12 protein-coding genes and 2 pseudogenes are annotated in these 14813 nt (G+C 65.0%); 5 read left to right on the top strand and 9 right to left on the bottom strand.

Translation table 11 applies throughout. The features are described 5' to 3' along the window. Window positions 1–116 precede the first annotated feature (116 nt). The 4 genes from M2437_RS14070 to M2437_RS14055 all read left to right on the top strand — a co-directional run bounded on the left by M2437_RS14070 (window position 117) and on the right by M2437_RS14055 (window position 3215). Window positions 117–695, top strand: coding sequence for a TerD family protein (locus M2437_RS14070; RefSeq protein ID WP_253370250.1), 579 nt, complete (start codon window positions 117–119; stop codon window positions 693–695). Between the two features lie 97 nt (window positions 696–792). Next, window positions 793–1368 (top strand): TerD family protein, encoded by a 576-nt coding sequence (locus M2437_RS14065; protein WP_253387786.1) that lies wholly within the window; start codon window positions 793–795, stop codon window positions 1366–1368. Window positions 1369–1378: 10 nt separating this feature from the next. Then, the gene (locus tag M2437_RS14060; RefSeq protein ID WP_253397609.1) at window positions 1379–2011 is read left to right on the top strand and encodes a hypothetical protein; all 633 of its coding nucleotides are present in this window, start codon (window positions 1379–1381) and stop codon (window positions 2009–2011) included. A gap of 88 nt (window positions 2012–2099) precedes the next feature. Beyond that, complete coding sequence (locus tag M2437_RS14055; RefSeq protein ID WP_253387785.1) at window positions 2100–3215, top strand: DUF475 domain-containing protein; 1116 nt, start codon at window positions 2100–2102, stop codon at window positions 3213–3215. Between the two features lie 46 nt (window positions 3216–3261). Here M2437_RS14055 and M2437_RS14050 read toward each other — a convergent pair whose 3' ends face one another. The 4 genes and pseudogenes from M2437_RS14050 to M2437_RS14035 all read right to left on the bottom strand — a co-directional run bounded on the left by M2437_RS14050 (window position 3262) and on the right by M2437_RS14035 (window position 7059). Then, on the bottom strand, window positions 3262–4710 hold the full coding sequence (locus M2437_RS14050; protein ID WP_253387784.1) for a tyrosine-type recombinase/integrase: 1449 nt from the start codon (window positions 4708–4710) through the stop codon (window positions 3262–3264). A gap of 294 nt (window positions 4711–5004) precedes the next feature. Then, a pseudogene (locus M2437_RS14045) lies at window positions 5005–5114 on the bottom strand (recombinase family protein); the annotation flags it as partial. A gap of 631 nt (window positions 5115–5745) precedes the next feature. Continuing rightward, on the bottom strand, window positions 5746–6567 hold the full coding sequence (locus M2437_RS14040; RefSeq protein ID WP_253387783.1) for an oxidoreductase: 822 nt from the start codon (window positions 6565–6567) through the stop codon (window positions 5746–5748). Window positions 6568–6759: 192 nt separating this feature from the next. Further along, window positions 6760–7059, bottom strand: a complete 300-nt coding sequence (locus tag M2437_RS14035; protein WP_253387782.1) for a hypothetical protein — start codon at window positions 7057–7059, stop codon at window positions 6760–6762. 225 nt (window positions 7060–7284) lie between these two features. Between M2437_RS14035 and M2437_RS14030 the strand changes: the two genes are divergently transcribed. Next, window positions 7285–7734: a MarR family winged helix-turn-helix transcriptional regulator gene (locus tag M2437_RS14030; RefSeq protein WP_253387781.1), complete on the top strand. Its 450-nt coding sequence runs from the start codon at window positions 7285–7287 to the stop codon at window positions 7732–7734. 75 nt (window positions 7735–7809) lie between these two features. Here M2437_RS14030 and M2437_RS14025 read toward each other — a convergent pair whose 3' ends face one another. From M2437_RS14025 to M2437_RS14005, 5 genes and pseudogenes are all read right to left on the bottom strand, one after another. Continuing rightward, window positions 7810–8133: a DoxX family protein gene (locus M2437_RS14025; protein ID WP_253387780.1), complete on the bottom strand. Its 324-nt coding sequence runs from the start codon at window positions 8131–8133 to the stop codon at window positions 7810–7812. A gap of 74 nt (window positions 8134–8207) precedes the next feature. Beyond that, the gene (locus tag M2437_RS14020) at window positions 8208–9614 is read right to left on the bottom strand and encodes an MATE family efflux transporter (protein WP_253387779.1); all 1407 of its coding nucleotides are present in this window, start codon (window positions 9612–9614) and stop codon (window positions 8208–8210) included. 176 nt (window positions 9615–9790) lie between these two features. Continuing rightward, window positions 9791–10333 carry a TetR family transcriptional regulator gene (locus M2437_RS14015; RefSeq protein ID WP_015823981.1) on the bottom strand — a complete coding sequence of 181 codons (543 nt, stop codon included), beginning with the start codon at window positions 10331–10333 and terminating at the stop codon, window positions 9791–9793. Between the two features lie 239 nt (window positions 10334–10572). Beyond that, window positions 10573–13681: pseudogene (locus M2437_RS14010) on the bottom strand (efflux RND transporter permease subunit). After that, complete coding sequence (locus tag M2437_RS14005; RefSeq protein ID WP_041358126.1) at window positions 13678–14763, bottom strand: efflux RND transporter periplasmic adaptor subunit; 1086 nt, start codon at window positions 14761–14763, stop codon at window positions 13678–13680. Before M2437_RS14005 ends, M2437_RS14010 begins: the two are co-directional and overlap by 4 nt. Window positions 14764–14813 lie beyond the last annotated feature (50 nt).

The following is a 14813-nucleotide window of genomic DNA, read 5'->3' as shown; positions in this document are numbered from 1 at the left end:
TGGAAGAGGCGTCTCCTCACCAGAGTATCGTTCCGGGTCCAGGGCCACGATCGGGTCCTGTCAACGACGGGCGCTCCGAGGGCGCTCCCAGCAATTCACGAGAAAAGGGGATCAAGATGGCCGTGAGCCTCAGCAAGGGCGGCAATGTCAGCCTGTCCAAGGAAGAACCAAATCTTTCCAAGATCCTAATCGGGCTTGGCTGGGATAATCGCAAGACGGATGGGAAGGATTTCGACCTCGACGCTTCGCTCTTCATGCTCAGCGATGCCGGCCGGTGTTCGAATGACGCAGGGTTCATTTTCTACAACAACAAGGAATCGGCCGACGGGTCGGTGAAGCACCACGGGGACAACCGCACCGGCGAGGGTGACGGGGACGACGAGAAGATCAGCGTCGTTCTCGGCAAGGTCGGCTCCGATGTGCAGAGGCTTGCAGTCACCGTGACGATCCATGAGGCGAGCGAGCGAGGCCAGAATTTCGGTCAGGTCCAGAACGCGTTCATTCGTGTGGTCAACGAGGACACCGGGCGCGAGATTGCCCGCTACGATCTCGGCGAAGACTATTCGACGGAGACCGCGATGGTGTTCGGCGAAATCTATCGCCACGGCGGCGAGTGGAAGTTCAAGGCAATCGGACAAGGCTACGCGGGTGGCCTGAAGGCCATGGCAACCCAGTACGGCATCAACGTCGGCTGATTGCCGGTTTTGCCACCATCGCGCTCTTCTGGAGCGCGCCCCAGTCCGCCCCCGTCCCACCAGTCATCCGACGCACGACCCAAGAAGGGATCGCACCATGCCTGTGAACCTGAGCAAGGGGGGCACCGTCTCGCTCTCCAAGGAAGCCCCCGGCCTCGCTGCCATTCTCACTGGCCTCGGGTGGGATAACCGCGTCTCGGACGGCAAGCCCTTCGACCTGGATGCCTCCGTGTTCCTGCTCGGAGCCGACGGGAAGTGTGCCGGTGACGCGGCGTTCATCTTCTACAACAACAAGAAGTCTGCCGATGGTTCAGTCGAGCATATGGGCGACAACACGACGGGGCAGGGCGACGGCGACGACGAAGTCGTGAAGATCGATCTTGCCAAGGTTCCCGAAGCGATTACGCGCCTCGTGTTTGCCGTGACGATCCATGAAGCGAAAGAGAGAAGCCAAAATTTCGGGCAGGTGCAAAACGCCTACATCCGCGTGGTCAACCAAGCCGGGGGCGCGGAACTCGCCAAGTACGATCTATCGGAAGACGCCTCGACCGAGACCGCGATGGTGTTCGGCGAGGTTTATCGCCACAACGGCGAGTGGAAGTTCAAGGCTGTCGGACAAGGGTTCGCGGGCGGCCTCGGGGACCTTGCCCGGTCCTACGGCATCAACGCCTGAGAGCCGAACGGTGGCCGCGTCTTCTCCAGGAGCGCTGCGTAGCCTCGCGGCGATCGCAGCAGGTTCGGCAGCCGCTGGCTTCGGCTGGAGCGCAGGGCGCGACATCTACCGTAAGGGCAAGGAATGGATCCTGCCGGTCATCGCCTTCGTGGCGGTGGCCGGAGGGTCTGGCTACGCAGCGTGGAATTTATCGAGGGGGCACCACTCGCCATCGGTCCTCCGCGTAATCGGTGCGATGCTCGCTGCGGCGGGAAGCTTGACCCTCTGTGTGATCCTGGTCGCCGTCCTGGGCCAGCCACAGCCGGGACGGCCGAATTCGGGTGCTGGAGGGCTCCTCGGTATCGCCCTCTTGGTCCATGCGGCTTCGGCCGTGATCGGGCTTCTCGTCGGCTTGGCGCAGCGAAGAAGGCGGGTACGCGCGTTCGCCCTCGAACGAGACAACCTTGCTTTCATGGACGCCCATGGCATCCGTGATGTTGGAGGTCGCGAGGAAACGTTCGTCGACGCGGTCGGCAACGAACTCAAGCTCGACGATGTCCGGCGGGATGCCATGGTCTTTCGCGTCCAGGGTCGACGCGGCGCTCGGGCCTATGTCGACCTCGATGCCTCCGGCCGAATGATCGCTTACAGGCCGCCCCCGTAACGGCAGGCGCAAGCGTAACCAAATCGGTGCCGAGTAAAATCTTAAGCTGCCCCGGCATGCGCCGAACCAGTAACATGCGGAGGCCGTCGTGGCCGCGAATTTGAAGTATTTCCGGTACGCCATCGGGCTGTCGGCCCTGATGTTCGTTGCCCTCGCTTTCGCGGAAGGAGGCGTGGCACTCTTACCCTTGGCGATGGTCCTGGCCATCATGGAATTGGCTGTCAGTTTTGATAACGCCATCGTCAACGCCAAGGTGATGGAGCGGATGTCACCGTTCTGGCGGCAGGCTTTCATCACGGTCGGCATCTTCATCGCTGTCTTCGGGATGCGCTTCTATCTACCCATCCAGATCGTCAGCTGGCTCGGTGGCCTTTCCCTGTCAGAGGCCTCGCGCTTGGCCTACGCCGATCCGGGACGGTTCGCGCAGATCCTGATCTCCAGTCACGCGATCGTATCAGGCTTCGGCGGCGCGTTCCTGATGATGATCTTCCTGAAATTCTTCATCGACTCCGAGCGCGAGGGGAATTGGCTCCCAGGGGTCGAGTCCGTGCTGGGCCATCTCGGCCATCTGGAAGGCATTCAGATTCTGATCACGGGCGTGGCGGCCGGCTTCACTGCCTACCTGATGCCCGAGGGGAAGGGGGTCGCGTTCTTCGTTGCCGCGATGGCCGGCATCGGGACACACATCACCGTCGACCTCATCAAGGAAGGCCTTGAGGCAATCGACCTTCGTATGCAGGAGAGGTCGAGTGCCACTGGCGGACAGGCCCTGGCGACAGGCGGCCTCGGCATGTTCCTTTACCTGGAAATTTTCGATGCCAGCATGTCGTTCGATGGCGTGATCGCCGCCTTCGCCATCACGAACAACATTCTCGTCGTGGCTGTGGGGCTTGGCGTCGGTGCGGTTTTCGTACGCTCACTGACGCTTCTGTTCTTCGACACCAAGTCGCTGGCAGAGTACCGCTACTTGGAGCCGGGTGCGTTCTGGGCGATTGGAGGCTTGTCCGCCTTCATGTTCATCGCCGCCGTGACGCACGTGCCGGAGTGGCTGATCTCTGCCTATGGTGGTGCTGTCATCGTGATCGCCTTCATCCACAGCGTCGTTGCCAATCGCGGAGACTCCGCTCGAAATGCCGGTCTGGGCCTATCGGAAGCCGTCGAACGAAAGATCGGATCTCCGGAAGCCAGCCGGGCCTCGGCGTAGTCATGTCCTGAGCAGCAAAGAACAGCGGACGAGGCAGAGGTCCGACTTATGCTGACCGCACTCGCGCGCGGACCGTCTGGATCTCACGGATCGGACTGCCGTCGAGGGGAGGGAGCTTCACTTTGGCGACCGCCCTTCGGGCTCGCTGCATCGTCGTCCCTTCGCTGTACACGTCCAGTGTGATCGAACCGTGCTTGTGGCCGACGATGGCGGAGATCATCGCGGTCGCAACCCCGGCCTGCTCGGCCCGCGAGATGAACCAACGCCGGAAGCTGTGGAAGTTCACGCGGGCGCGTCGCTTCCCTGCCACGACCTCGTCCACGCCGACGAGACGCCTGTAATCGGTGAAATGGTTGGAAGCCTTGAAGGAGCGCTCGCGCATGGAGCCGACCTTCCTCACCGGCGGCCACTCGGGAAACAGGTCGTCCTCGGGAGCCTTGCCCTGGCAACGCTTGGCGATGACAGGTTCCAGAAGAGGGTGGATCGGCACGTAGCGGGCGTGCGTCTCCGTCTTGCGCGCCTGGAACAGGATGACGCGGTTGGCGGTGTCCTGGACCTTGAGGTCTACGATCGCGTCGAGACGCGCCCCGGTCAGTGCACCGATGTACATGAGGTCGAGCATGTGGGGGGAGGCGGGCCCAAGCAGCAACTTGGCGACCTCAGTGTCTGTGAATGGACGCTCTTCCTCGCCGGACTTCGGGCCTGTTTTCCGAAGAGCGACGCCGACCCAGGGATTCGAGGCGGCGACCTCGGTCACGGTTGCCAGGTAAGCCCAGAACGAGGATAGCCGCGACAGGTACTTGTTGCATGTCGCCGGTGCGACGTCGGCGAGCGTGGGCAATCTTTTTGCGAAGGCGTGCGCGCGCAGAGGGGTGATGCGCTCGATCTCTGGGTCAACATTCTCATTCTGGAGCCATTGTAGGAGAAGCCGAAGAGATCGTTCGTCATCGGCCTTCGTCCGGGCCGCGACCTGGGATCCCTTCAAATACTCCTCATGGAACTCGGCGAACGGAGTCCCGGCCTGATAGGCAATGCGCCCGAAGCGCCGGGCCTCCGCGACATCCTCCGGCTTGTTGATCCATCCGAGCCCGGGGCCGTCATCATCGATCGCAGGCAGTTCGACGGGCATGGCGTTCCGTGTCCGGATCTCGACGGTCCGTTCCGAGATGATCTGATGGTACTCGTCCCAGTCCTCCCGCGAGGTGTTGCGCTCCTTGGCCTCCCGGGCCCACTTCGCCAGTTCCATCGCCTCCCGGGTCGTCGACTGCTTCTGACGACCGACCGTGGTGAGGGCCTCTTGGATCTGGGCCTTGAAGCGGGCGATGTAGGGACCTTTCAGAAGATTGGCGGTCCGCAGGGAATCGGTGCCGAGATCGTGTCGAAGCTTCGGTCGCCCGATGATGTCCTTGACTGCGGCAGGCACGTTCACGCTGACACGCCAATGCCTGCCATGCTGCTCAAGGTAGGCTCGATCGACGGAGGCGCGGCGCGGCATAGGGTACTCGCCCAGGGAATAGACCCGGTTAAGACCCATGCCTCGCCCCCAAAACGGACGCAAGGACAATGACTTCGTTGTTGTAGAAGGGGTTAACCGATCCTTGGGTAAGGCTCCCCTCAGCTCCACCAGGTTTTCCTCGCTAGGAAAGCCGAATGGTGGCAATGGGTTATGAGAGCGAAAATTGACCGCTCTCCCCAGCAGTCCCCCTTAGGGGACGGTTTTTTCCCAAGCTTATGGGCTGTGCGCCTTCACTCTCGAAGGTCATTCCTTCGCGGGCGCCTACTCCTGCCCCTTACCGCTCTTCTTCTCAAAGATCCGCTCGCAGCCAGCCTGGGTCAGCGCATCGCGCTGCAAGTCGAGGTTCTATTCTGAGTCGAGACACGTGCGTATCCGGCGAGCATGCCAGGGCAGTCAAACAATGCCCTAATGCGTGCAATAGATCTGCGGATATACTGGTCATCACAAAAACAGCGCTGTGTCGGCAGGCCGTCCGAGCCCCCATATGCGCACGGAAAACGTTCGTTTTATGGATACGCGTGATCGCACAACCAAAAGACGACGCGGGGCGGGAAACGGCATTTGAGCAAGCGGAGACTGGACCGCTGCTTCGCGCCATCAGCGAACCTTCGAGCAAGTGCGCCGGGAAGGCTGCTTGTGCCCCGAAAGCTGCCGTTAACTCGTAATCGACCGCACGAGCTCGATCGCGGCCGGGTGGTGGCCGAAATCGACTACGGGGTCGATTGCGCCGGCGGCGAACTTCAGGGCGGCCCCTCCCTCCCTTGAGCTTCGGCGTGAAGCGCGCGGCCCTCTTCGCGCTGGGCGACGAAACTGTCGCGGCCTTGCGCTGCGCTGAGGTGACCTTCGTCGTCCGAGGTTGAGGCTGGCCTTTCCGGTTTCCGCAACACCTAAGAGTGCCTCACAAAACTCCCGGTCTCTGACCGTTCTCGCTCTGGCGATGACAGCGCGGCGGGAGTTTTGTGAGAGACACTGAGCGCCCAACGCGTCAGCCGACATCAATAGCAACCGGCGTTCTCATGCGATCGGCGGAAGGCGCATCTCCTTGCGAAAGGCCTTGTCAAAGGCGCTTGCCGGGACGAAGCGCCGCAGCAGACTGACCTGCCGTGCCTTGGATCCCGCGGTGTACCGCCGCTTGGGCGTCGCGGTCGTGGCGGCGCTCACGATGACCTTCGCCACGACCTCGGGCGCATCGGCGGTCATCATGACGTCGGCCAGGAAGCGGTTACGCCCGGCGCGCTCCGCCTCGTAAACGTCGAGGGGCGTATCGGATCGAACGAGGTTCCGGTCGAACGCGGTCCGCGTGAAGGCGGGCTCCACGAGCACGATCCGGATGCCCTGGCTACAGACCTCGTGGTCGAGCGACTCCGAGTAGCCCTCGACCGCGTGCTTGCTGGCGCCATACAGGGCCATGTAAGGCGCGGGAGTAAAGCCCAGCACCGAGCTCACGTTGATGATGCGGCCACCCTTCTGGGCACGCATCAGGGGAAGGACCGCACGGGTCGTGCGGATGACGCCGAACAGGTTCACGTCGAACATGGCCTGCGCCTGTGCAATCGAGGTTTCCTCGGCAGGGCCGCTGATGCCGAAGCCGGCATTGTTCACGAGCAGGTCGATGCGGCCGGTCTCGCCGAAGACCGTCTCGACCATCTCGGTGACGGACGCGTCCTCGGTGACGTCGCAGACCAGCATGCTTATCCCGCCCCCGGCGGCGGGCACCGATTTCCGGCTTGTCCCGAACACGCGGTAGCCCGCAGCCCGCAAGGCTTTGGCGGTCGATAACCCGATGCCGGAGGCGGCCCCGGTGACGATTGCGGTCTTGGTGCTGCCCTGGGTCACGGTGACCTCCCATTGTCGCGACAGGCCACTGCCGCAGACCTCAATACATTACGTTCGTAATTCAAATTGGCAAGCTGCATCGATGGCATCGATGCAGCTTGACGGTTTTCCCTGCGGGATCGCGAGGCCGTGGGATCCCGGTGTCGGCGGCTTGTCGGATTGGACCTTGCGTAGGATATGCCCACGTCCCGACTAGCGAGCCGGCCCCTCGATGCGCGCACCCCACACGTTGATGACGTTGGAGGTCGTGGCAGGCGCGAGAACCTCATTCTCGACCACGGTGCCGACCTGGCCCGAAACGTAGGTGCGCTTCGGAGCGATGGCACGGAAGGCATCCCGCTCGGGGGCGGCGACCGTCCCGGAAGCGGCCCGGGCGCCGGGGACGTCGAAGGTATGGCCCCACGCCTCGAAAGTGCGAGCTTCCTGTGCGGCGGCCGAAGCGGTGAAGCCGGCGACGACTGCGGCAGCGGCGAGAATGGAACGAACGGTCATCGGAGTTCTCCTCATCGACGGAGCGGCTGGCCCTGCCGGTTCGCTTCGAACCAGTGGCCTCTCTCTGCGATAACGTTGATATAAACCTATACGGGCTGACGGCTGTGTGGCGGCGCACATGGTTGATATCAACCCTTCAAGGGCCTCTCCGAGCAGCTGTTTCCGACTTTGGACGCATGCCGACCGCACCTATATAGTTGGTATCAACCCTCCAGGGGAGCCGCCATGGCACGAGATCCCGTCCCGACCCCGACGATGGCCGCATCCGTCGAACGGAGCTGCTACAGCTTCGCGGCGCAGAAGGCCGCGCGCGCCATCGGGCGTAGGTACGACGCCGCCCTTCGACCAACTGGGCTCTCGAATTGGCAATTCACGTTGCTAATGATGCTGGTTCGCGAGGAGCCGCCGACCATCAGCGCCCTGGCGCAGCACTTGGCGACGGATCGTACGACCATCACGGCCAACCTGAAGCCCCTGGAGCGCCGCGGCCTCGTGACCGTGCAGGGCGATGCGGAGGATCGTCGTGTCCGGCGGGTCGTACTCAGCGACGAGGGCCGCACGCTCCTCGCCGAAGCGTACCCTCTCTGGCAGCAGGCCCAGGAGACGGTTACCCGACAACTCGGCAAGGTCGATCAGGACGCCTTTCGTGCCGCCGTGATGGCCCTGTCGGCCTGAGTCCAGCCAAAGCGTCCCGGGAACCGAGGCTTGCTCAGGCTTCGAACTATCCGAATCTTCCGACCTCGTTCGGCGTCACGGGGAGGGGAGTTCGTGCCGGTGCGCAACGGCGATACCGCAGAGTAGCGCCATCAGGCCGAGCGCCGGGGCAGATAGCATCGCCGGGTCGCCGACGCGCAGGTGGCTGACCGCACCACCCGCCATCAAGACAGCAAGGAGCAGCGCACCGTACGCGACATATCCCCGGACCCAGAGCAAGACCGCACCCAGCATCTGGGCGAGACCCGCTAGGTACATGAACCATGGCGCGTAGCCGAAGCGTGCGAAGCTCATGGTCTCGAGTTCGGACGCCGCAAGCTTCGTTCCTGCCGCCCCGACGAAGACCGTCGCGAGCAGCATCCGGAGCGCCCGGTCGCCGAGTTGCCGTTTACGCAGCGTGATGGAGATCCCCCCTGTCCCCTATGGTGCGGAAGTCAGCGTCTCACGCCCGCGGCTGGAGCTAGGGTTCCGGAAGTTACGGAGAGTGGGCCGCGGGCGTCGCTCGGGAACATCTTGCCCGTCGCGAAGGCCGCCGCGTTGACGAGCCCCATGGTGACGAACCCGGCCGACATGGCGATGAATGTTCCGGCGAGGCCGAGCCCGAGCGCCAAGGCGAGCCAAGCACCGCCCAATGCGACTCCCATCCGAAGGAGGCTGGCGGCGAGCGGCCAGCCGACACGTCCTGCACCCTGAGCGGCGAAGTACAGGGCCAGCCCGAAGCCGAAAAATCCGTAGAACGGGCCGACGATACGCAGGTAGAGCGAGCCCGTTGCGAGCATCGCCGGATCGTCTCCGAACAGGCCGAGCCACGCGGCCGGATGCAGGGCCGCCGCGAGCCCGATGCACTCCGTCAGGACACCGGCGATGAGGGCACCCGTCAGTGCCGCCTGGCGGGCTCGTGCATGGTCGCCCGCTCCCAGGGCCGTACCGACGATGGCTGCGATGGGAGAGCCGAGACCGAACACGAGGGGGACCAAGAGGTATTCGAGCCGGGCGCCGGTCCCGTAGCCAGCCACGGCCGCCGGCCCCGCCGCCCCGGCGAAGCCGGTCGCCACGATGACTGTGACGTTCGAGGTCATGCTGGCGATGCCTGAAAGAACCCCGATGCGCAGGATCTCCCGTGACGGCCCCCAAGAGAGAGCGGGCAAGCGGCGGCTCGGGCGGAGGACGCTGCGGCCGGACCAGATGTAGGCGGCGAAGACCGCGGACCCCGCGGCGTAGTAGGCTGCGAATGCCACGCCACCGCCCGCGACGCCGAACTCGGGGAACGGCCCCCAACCGAAGATGAGCGCGGGCGAGAGCGGGATCAGCACGACGGCCCCGACGCAGGTGACGATGGCCGGAAGCACCATGTTGCCGGTGCCGCGGATCACGGCCGACAGCGCGTTGAACAGCCAGATCAGGACCGCCCCGCCGAACACGATGGACGCGTAGGTGGTCGCTGCTCGGAGCGAGCCTCCGGTCCCGCCCATCGCCGCGTAGAGGGTCGGCCCGAACGGAAGGGCGACGAGGCTCGTCGCAATGCCGAGCCCCAGGCCGAGCACCATCGCGTGCCACGCCAGAATTCCGGCCTCCGCCTGCCGGTCCGCACCCAGCCTGCGGGAGACCGCCGATTGGATGGCGCCCCCCATCCCGCCGGCGGAGAGCATCTGGACCAGCATCACCACCGGAAAGACGAGGGCCATCCCGGCCAATGCGTCCGTCCCGAGCATCGACACGAAATACGTTTCGATCAGGCCGACGGAGGTCTGGACCGCCATCACCAGGATGTTGGGCACGGCCATCCGGGCCAGGGTCGGCACGATAGGGGCCGTAAGGAGGCGGCGGGTGCGGACGTCCATGAGGGCTCCAGTCTGAGATAGTCCGACGACGCGCTACTAGTCGTCCACGGAACGCAGGTGGACGCTCGGGCCATCCTTGCCGGCCTCGGCTTGCTTGGACATCAGCCCCAACTTCCCTTCGGAGACCCAGATTCGGAACGTCGAACCGGCTCCGAAACGCGCGGACCCGAAACGTCTCAGGGGGTGATGGTCGAGCGCGCTGCCTGGAGGAGTTCGTCAGCCAGCGCCTCGTCGTCGACGCCCCGCGCCAGCACCACGGCCCCGACCATGGTCGACAGCGCCACGAGCGACCGCTGCCTACGACGCTCCTTCGCGCTCTTGGGCAGTCTGTCCGCGATGAGGCTGGCGAGCCCCTTAACCGCGTGGGTGAACCGCGACCGCAAGGCACTTCCGGCAGGCTCGCGCCCGATATCGTTCACCAGGGCCGCGACGGGGCAGCCTCTCCCAGGTGTCCGGACGTGCCCGAGGGAGAGATAGTTCTCGATGAAGGTGTCGAGGTTCGCCCGGTATTCGTTGCCGATCGCGGCGTCGAACGCCTCGGCCGCGAGGGCATCCTTGTTGGCGAACTGGCCGTAGAAGCCGCCATGGGTCAGGCCGGCGGCCGCCATGATGTCCACGACGCCGATGCCGTTCAGGCCGCGCTCCCGGAACAGGGAGGATGCGACCTCCACGACCCGTTGGCGGTTGAGCTTGGCTTGCTCCTGCGAAACTCTCGGCATCGTATCGTCCTCCGCCGTTGCTGGGATCCATATAGATGCGAGCAGTCATGTATTAAAGCTTCGGCTGGGGATGGACACTCTGGGGTGTCCGACCGTCCCATACCTTTCGCAGAGGCTGTCGACCGACCTGCGCGAGGAGGGCAGGAGCGCAGGTCGGTCGATGCACCGCACGTTCGGAGGACAAACGCGCGATCTCGGGATGTCCTATGGACGGGACATCGATGGCGGTCATTCGGGCCTCAGGTCCCGGCCGGCATCGGCACCGCGTCGGCTCCGGCGGCGCTCTCCGCATGGCGCGGCTCCCGCTTCACACGGAACCACAAGGCGTAGAGGGCAGGCAGGAACAGCAGGGTGAGCAGCGTGCCAACACCGACGCCGCCAATCAGCACGTAGGCCAGTGCCCCCCAAAACACCGAGTGGGTGAGCGGGATGAAGGCCAGCATCGCGGCCGCCGCCGTCAAAATGACCGGCCTGGCGCGCCGGACGGTCGATTCGACGATGGCTTCATAATCCCCGAGGCCCGCCGCTTGGTCGTGGTGGATCTGGTCGACGAGGATCAGGGTGTTGCGCATCAGGATGCCCGACAGCGCGATCAGGCCGAGGATCGCGTTGAAGCCGAAGGGCTGGTGGAAGATCAGCAGGGTCGGCGCGGCCCCGACGAGACCGAGCGGGGCGGTCGCGAACACCATGAGCATGGTGGCGAACGAGCGAACCTGGATCATGATGACCGTCAGCGTGACGAACAGCATGACCGGGAACACGGCTGCCAGCGACATCTGCGCCTTCACGCTCTCCTCGACCGAGCCGGCCGTGTCGATGCGGTAACCCGGCGGCAGCTTGGCCTTGATCGGGTCGAGCAGTGGGAAGACCTGGGCGTGAATGTCCGGCGGTTGCTTGCCGTCGAGCACGTCGCCCTGCACGCGGATGTAGCTCTCGCGGTTGTAGCGCTTGAGCACCGCGTCTTCGGTACGGCTCTCCAGCCGCGCGACCTGGGACACCGGGACCTGCCGCCCGTCTTTCGTGGCCAGCGTCAGGTCGCCGATGTCGCCGAGTGAGCGCCGCTCGGGACCGGGGCTGCGCAGGAGGACATCCACGGAGCGCAGGTTCTCGCGGACCTGGGTCGCGGGCGTGCCGTTGAGGTAGTTCTGCAACTGCTGGCCGGCTTCCTTCGGGGTCAGGCCGATCAGACGCAGACGCTCTTGGTCCAGGGCGAGGCGCAGGCTTGGAGTCTTGTCGCCCCAGTCGAGGTGAACCATCCGCATATTCGGGTTGGAGGCCATAACGCCCGCGACTTCCGCCGCGATGCCGCGGATCACGTCGAGGTCAGGCCCGACCACGCGGAAGGCGACGGGGAAGCGGACCGGCGGCCCGAACACGATCTGCAGTACCCGCACGCGGGCTTCGGGAAAGCGGCCTTCCTCGACGAGCTCGCGCACCTTTACGCGCAGTGCGTCCCGAGCATGGGCATCGGCGGTCTGTACGACGATTTGCGCAAAAGCCGGGTCGGGCAGTTCGGGGTCGAAGGAGAGCACGAAGCGCGGCATGCCCTGGCCGATATAGCTGGTGATCTCGCCTGCCTCCGGCAGTTCGCGCACGGCTGCCTCAATCCGCTTCACGCTGGACTCGGTGGTGGCGAAGGCCGAGCCTGCCGGCAGCGTCACCTCGACGATGAGTTCGGGGCGCTCCGAGTTCGGGAAGAACTGCTGCTCGACCTTGCCCATGGCGACCACGGCCAGGCCGAACAGCCCGACCGTGATGCCGGCGGCCCACCATTTGTGGTCGACGGACATCCGCACGACGCGCCGCAGGCGCTCGTAGTTCTTCGTGGCGTAGATGGCGTCGTGACCGCCCTCGACCTTCTTGATGCTCGGCAGGAGCTTGACGCCGAGATAGGGCGTGAAGGTCACGGCCACGATCCACGAGATGATCAACGAGAACGAGACCACCCAGAAGATGTTGCCGGCATACTCGCCGGCCGTCGAGGCGGCGAAGCCCACGGGTAGGAAGCCGGCGATGGTAACGAGCGTGCCCGTCAGCATCGGCGCGGCGGTCGAACTCCAGGCATAGGTCGCCGCCTCGATGCGGTCGTAGCCCTCCTCCATGCGCACCACCATCATCTCGATGGCGATGATGGCGTCGTCGACGAGGAGCCCGAGCGAGATGATCAGGGCGCCCAGCGTGATGCGGTCGAAGTCGCGGCCGGTGAGCATCATCACCAACGAACACCGCCGAGAGCGTCAGCGGCACCGCCAATGCCACCACGATGCCGACGCGGAAGCCCAGCGCGACGAGGGACACGAAAATCACCACGCCGAGCGCGGTGAAGAACTTCACCATGAACTCGTGGATGGCGTCTTCGATGACCTTCGCTTGGTCGGTGATCTTGGTGAAGGTGATGCCGACGGGCGTCTCGTGGTGGATCGCCACCTCTTCTGCGTTGAGCGCCTCGCCGAGCTTGAGGCCGTTGTAGCCAGGCTTCATCACGAGGCCGAGCATCAGCGCGGGCTCACCGTCGTTGCGGATCTCGAAGGTGCGGGGGTCCTCGTAGCCGCGCTTCACCTCGGCGATGTCGCCGAGCTTGAGGCTGCGGTCGCCGGCGGCCACGGGCAGGTTGCGGATCGCGTCGAGCCCGTCGATGGCCCCGTCGAGACGCAGGTAGACGCGCGGACCCTCGGCCTCGACGAAACCTGCGGGCGTCACGTCGTTCTGGTTGGCGAGCGCGGCCAAGACCTGCTGGCCGTTGATCCCGAGGGTGGCGAGGCGCTGGTAGGAGATCTCGACGAAGATCTTCTGAGCCTGCTCGCCGAGGATATTGATCTTCTCGACGCCCGGCACCCGTAGCAGGCGCTGGCGCAGGTCCTCGGCGCGCAGGACCAGTTGCCGGTGCGGCAGGCCCTTGGCCTGCACGGCGTAGAGGGCGAAATAGATGTCCGAGAACTCGTCGTTGAAGAGCGGCCCGAGTACGCCGCGCGGCAGGCCGGAAGCTTGGTCGGAGAGCTTCTTGCGGGTCTGGTAGAACTCCGACTGAAGTTTCGCCGGCGGCATGTTGTCCTTGAAGATGACCTTGGTCACCGTGAGTCCGGGCCGGACCGTGGTCTCGGCACGGTCGTAGTAGACGAGCTCCTGCAGGCGCTTCTCCAAGGGGTCGGCGACCTGGCGCTGCATCTCCTCGGCGGTGGCGCCGGGCCAGGCGGCCGAGACCGTCATGACCTTGACCGTGAACGCCGGGTCCTCGGCGCGTCCGAGCTTCTGGAAAGCGAAGAATCCCGCGCCGGTCAGCGCGATCAGCAGGAACAGGGTGACGGCCCGCTCGCGGACGGCGAGCGCCGAAAGGTTGAAGCCGCTCATCGCACCACCCCCGTCATGCTGGTGGGCGCTCGGCGTACCTTCTGATCGGACTTCAGCAGATGGGCGCCAAGAGCCACGATCCGGTCGCCCGGATTGAGGCCGGCGGCGACTTCGGCGCGCTCCTCGCCCATGCGGGCCACCTGCACGGCCTGCGGCTTCACCGTCTCGCTGGCGGCGTCATAGCGCCAGACCGAGGTGCCGCGCCCCTGGTCGAACAGGGCGGCGAGGGGCACCTCGACTGTCGCGGTGCGGACAGCATCAGGGGATTTGAGCTGCAGGGTGACGGTCGCCCCGAGCGAAGCGTCTTCACCGCCACCCGAAAGGATGTAGCGCGCCCGGTAAGTTCGAGTGGCCGGATCGGCAATGGCGGACAACTCCCGCAAGCGCGCCGGGTAGGTTGCCTCGCCCTCGGCATAGAGCGTTGCCTTGGCTTCGCCCTTGGCCAGACCACGGCTTGCCTCAGGCAAGAAGATCTCCGCCTCCCGAGACCCATCGCGCGCCAGCCTGACCACGGTTTGGCCCGCAGCGACCACTTCCCCGGGATAGGAGGGAACCTCCATCACCACGCCGTCGGCATCGGCCTTGAGCTCGGCGTAACCTGCCTGGTTCTCGATCTGGCCGGCCTGGGCTTCGGCATTGGCGAACTGGGCGATGGCTGCATCGGCCGCACCCTTGTTCTGGTCGTAGGTCTGCTTCGAGGTCCAGCCGTCGGCCACGAGCTTACGGCTACGCTCCTCGTCGGCCTTGGCCTTGATCATCTGGGCGCGGGCAGCCTCGACGGAGGCGCGCGCAGCATTGAGGGCGAGGGTGAAGTCGGTCCGGTCGAGGCGCATCAACGGCTGGCCGAGGTGCACGCGGTCACCCGGATCGACGAGACGCTCGAAGATCTTGCCCCCTACCCGGAAGCCAAGGTTGCTCTCGGTGCGGGCCCTGATCACGCCGGTGTAGCGGGACACGACGCCGGAGCTTGGGGCGACCTCGGTCACTTGGACGAGGGGCGGCTCCGGGTTCACGGCCGTCTCGGCCGGCGAGCAGGCCGCAAGGGCCAAACCGGTCAGACCGATTACCCATCTCGCATCCATAGCCCGTTCCCCCGTGGCCGATTGAGAGCTTAAAATGACAGGCATAATTT

Source organism: Methylorubrum pseudosasae, assembly GCF_029504475.1.
GTDB lineage: Bacteria > Pseudomonadota > Alphaproteobacteria > Rhizobiales > Beijerinckiaceae > Methylobacterium > Methylobacterium extorquens.
This window is presented reverse-complemented; position numbering and strand designations above follow the sequence as displayed.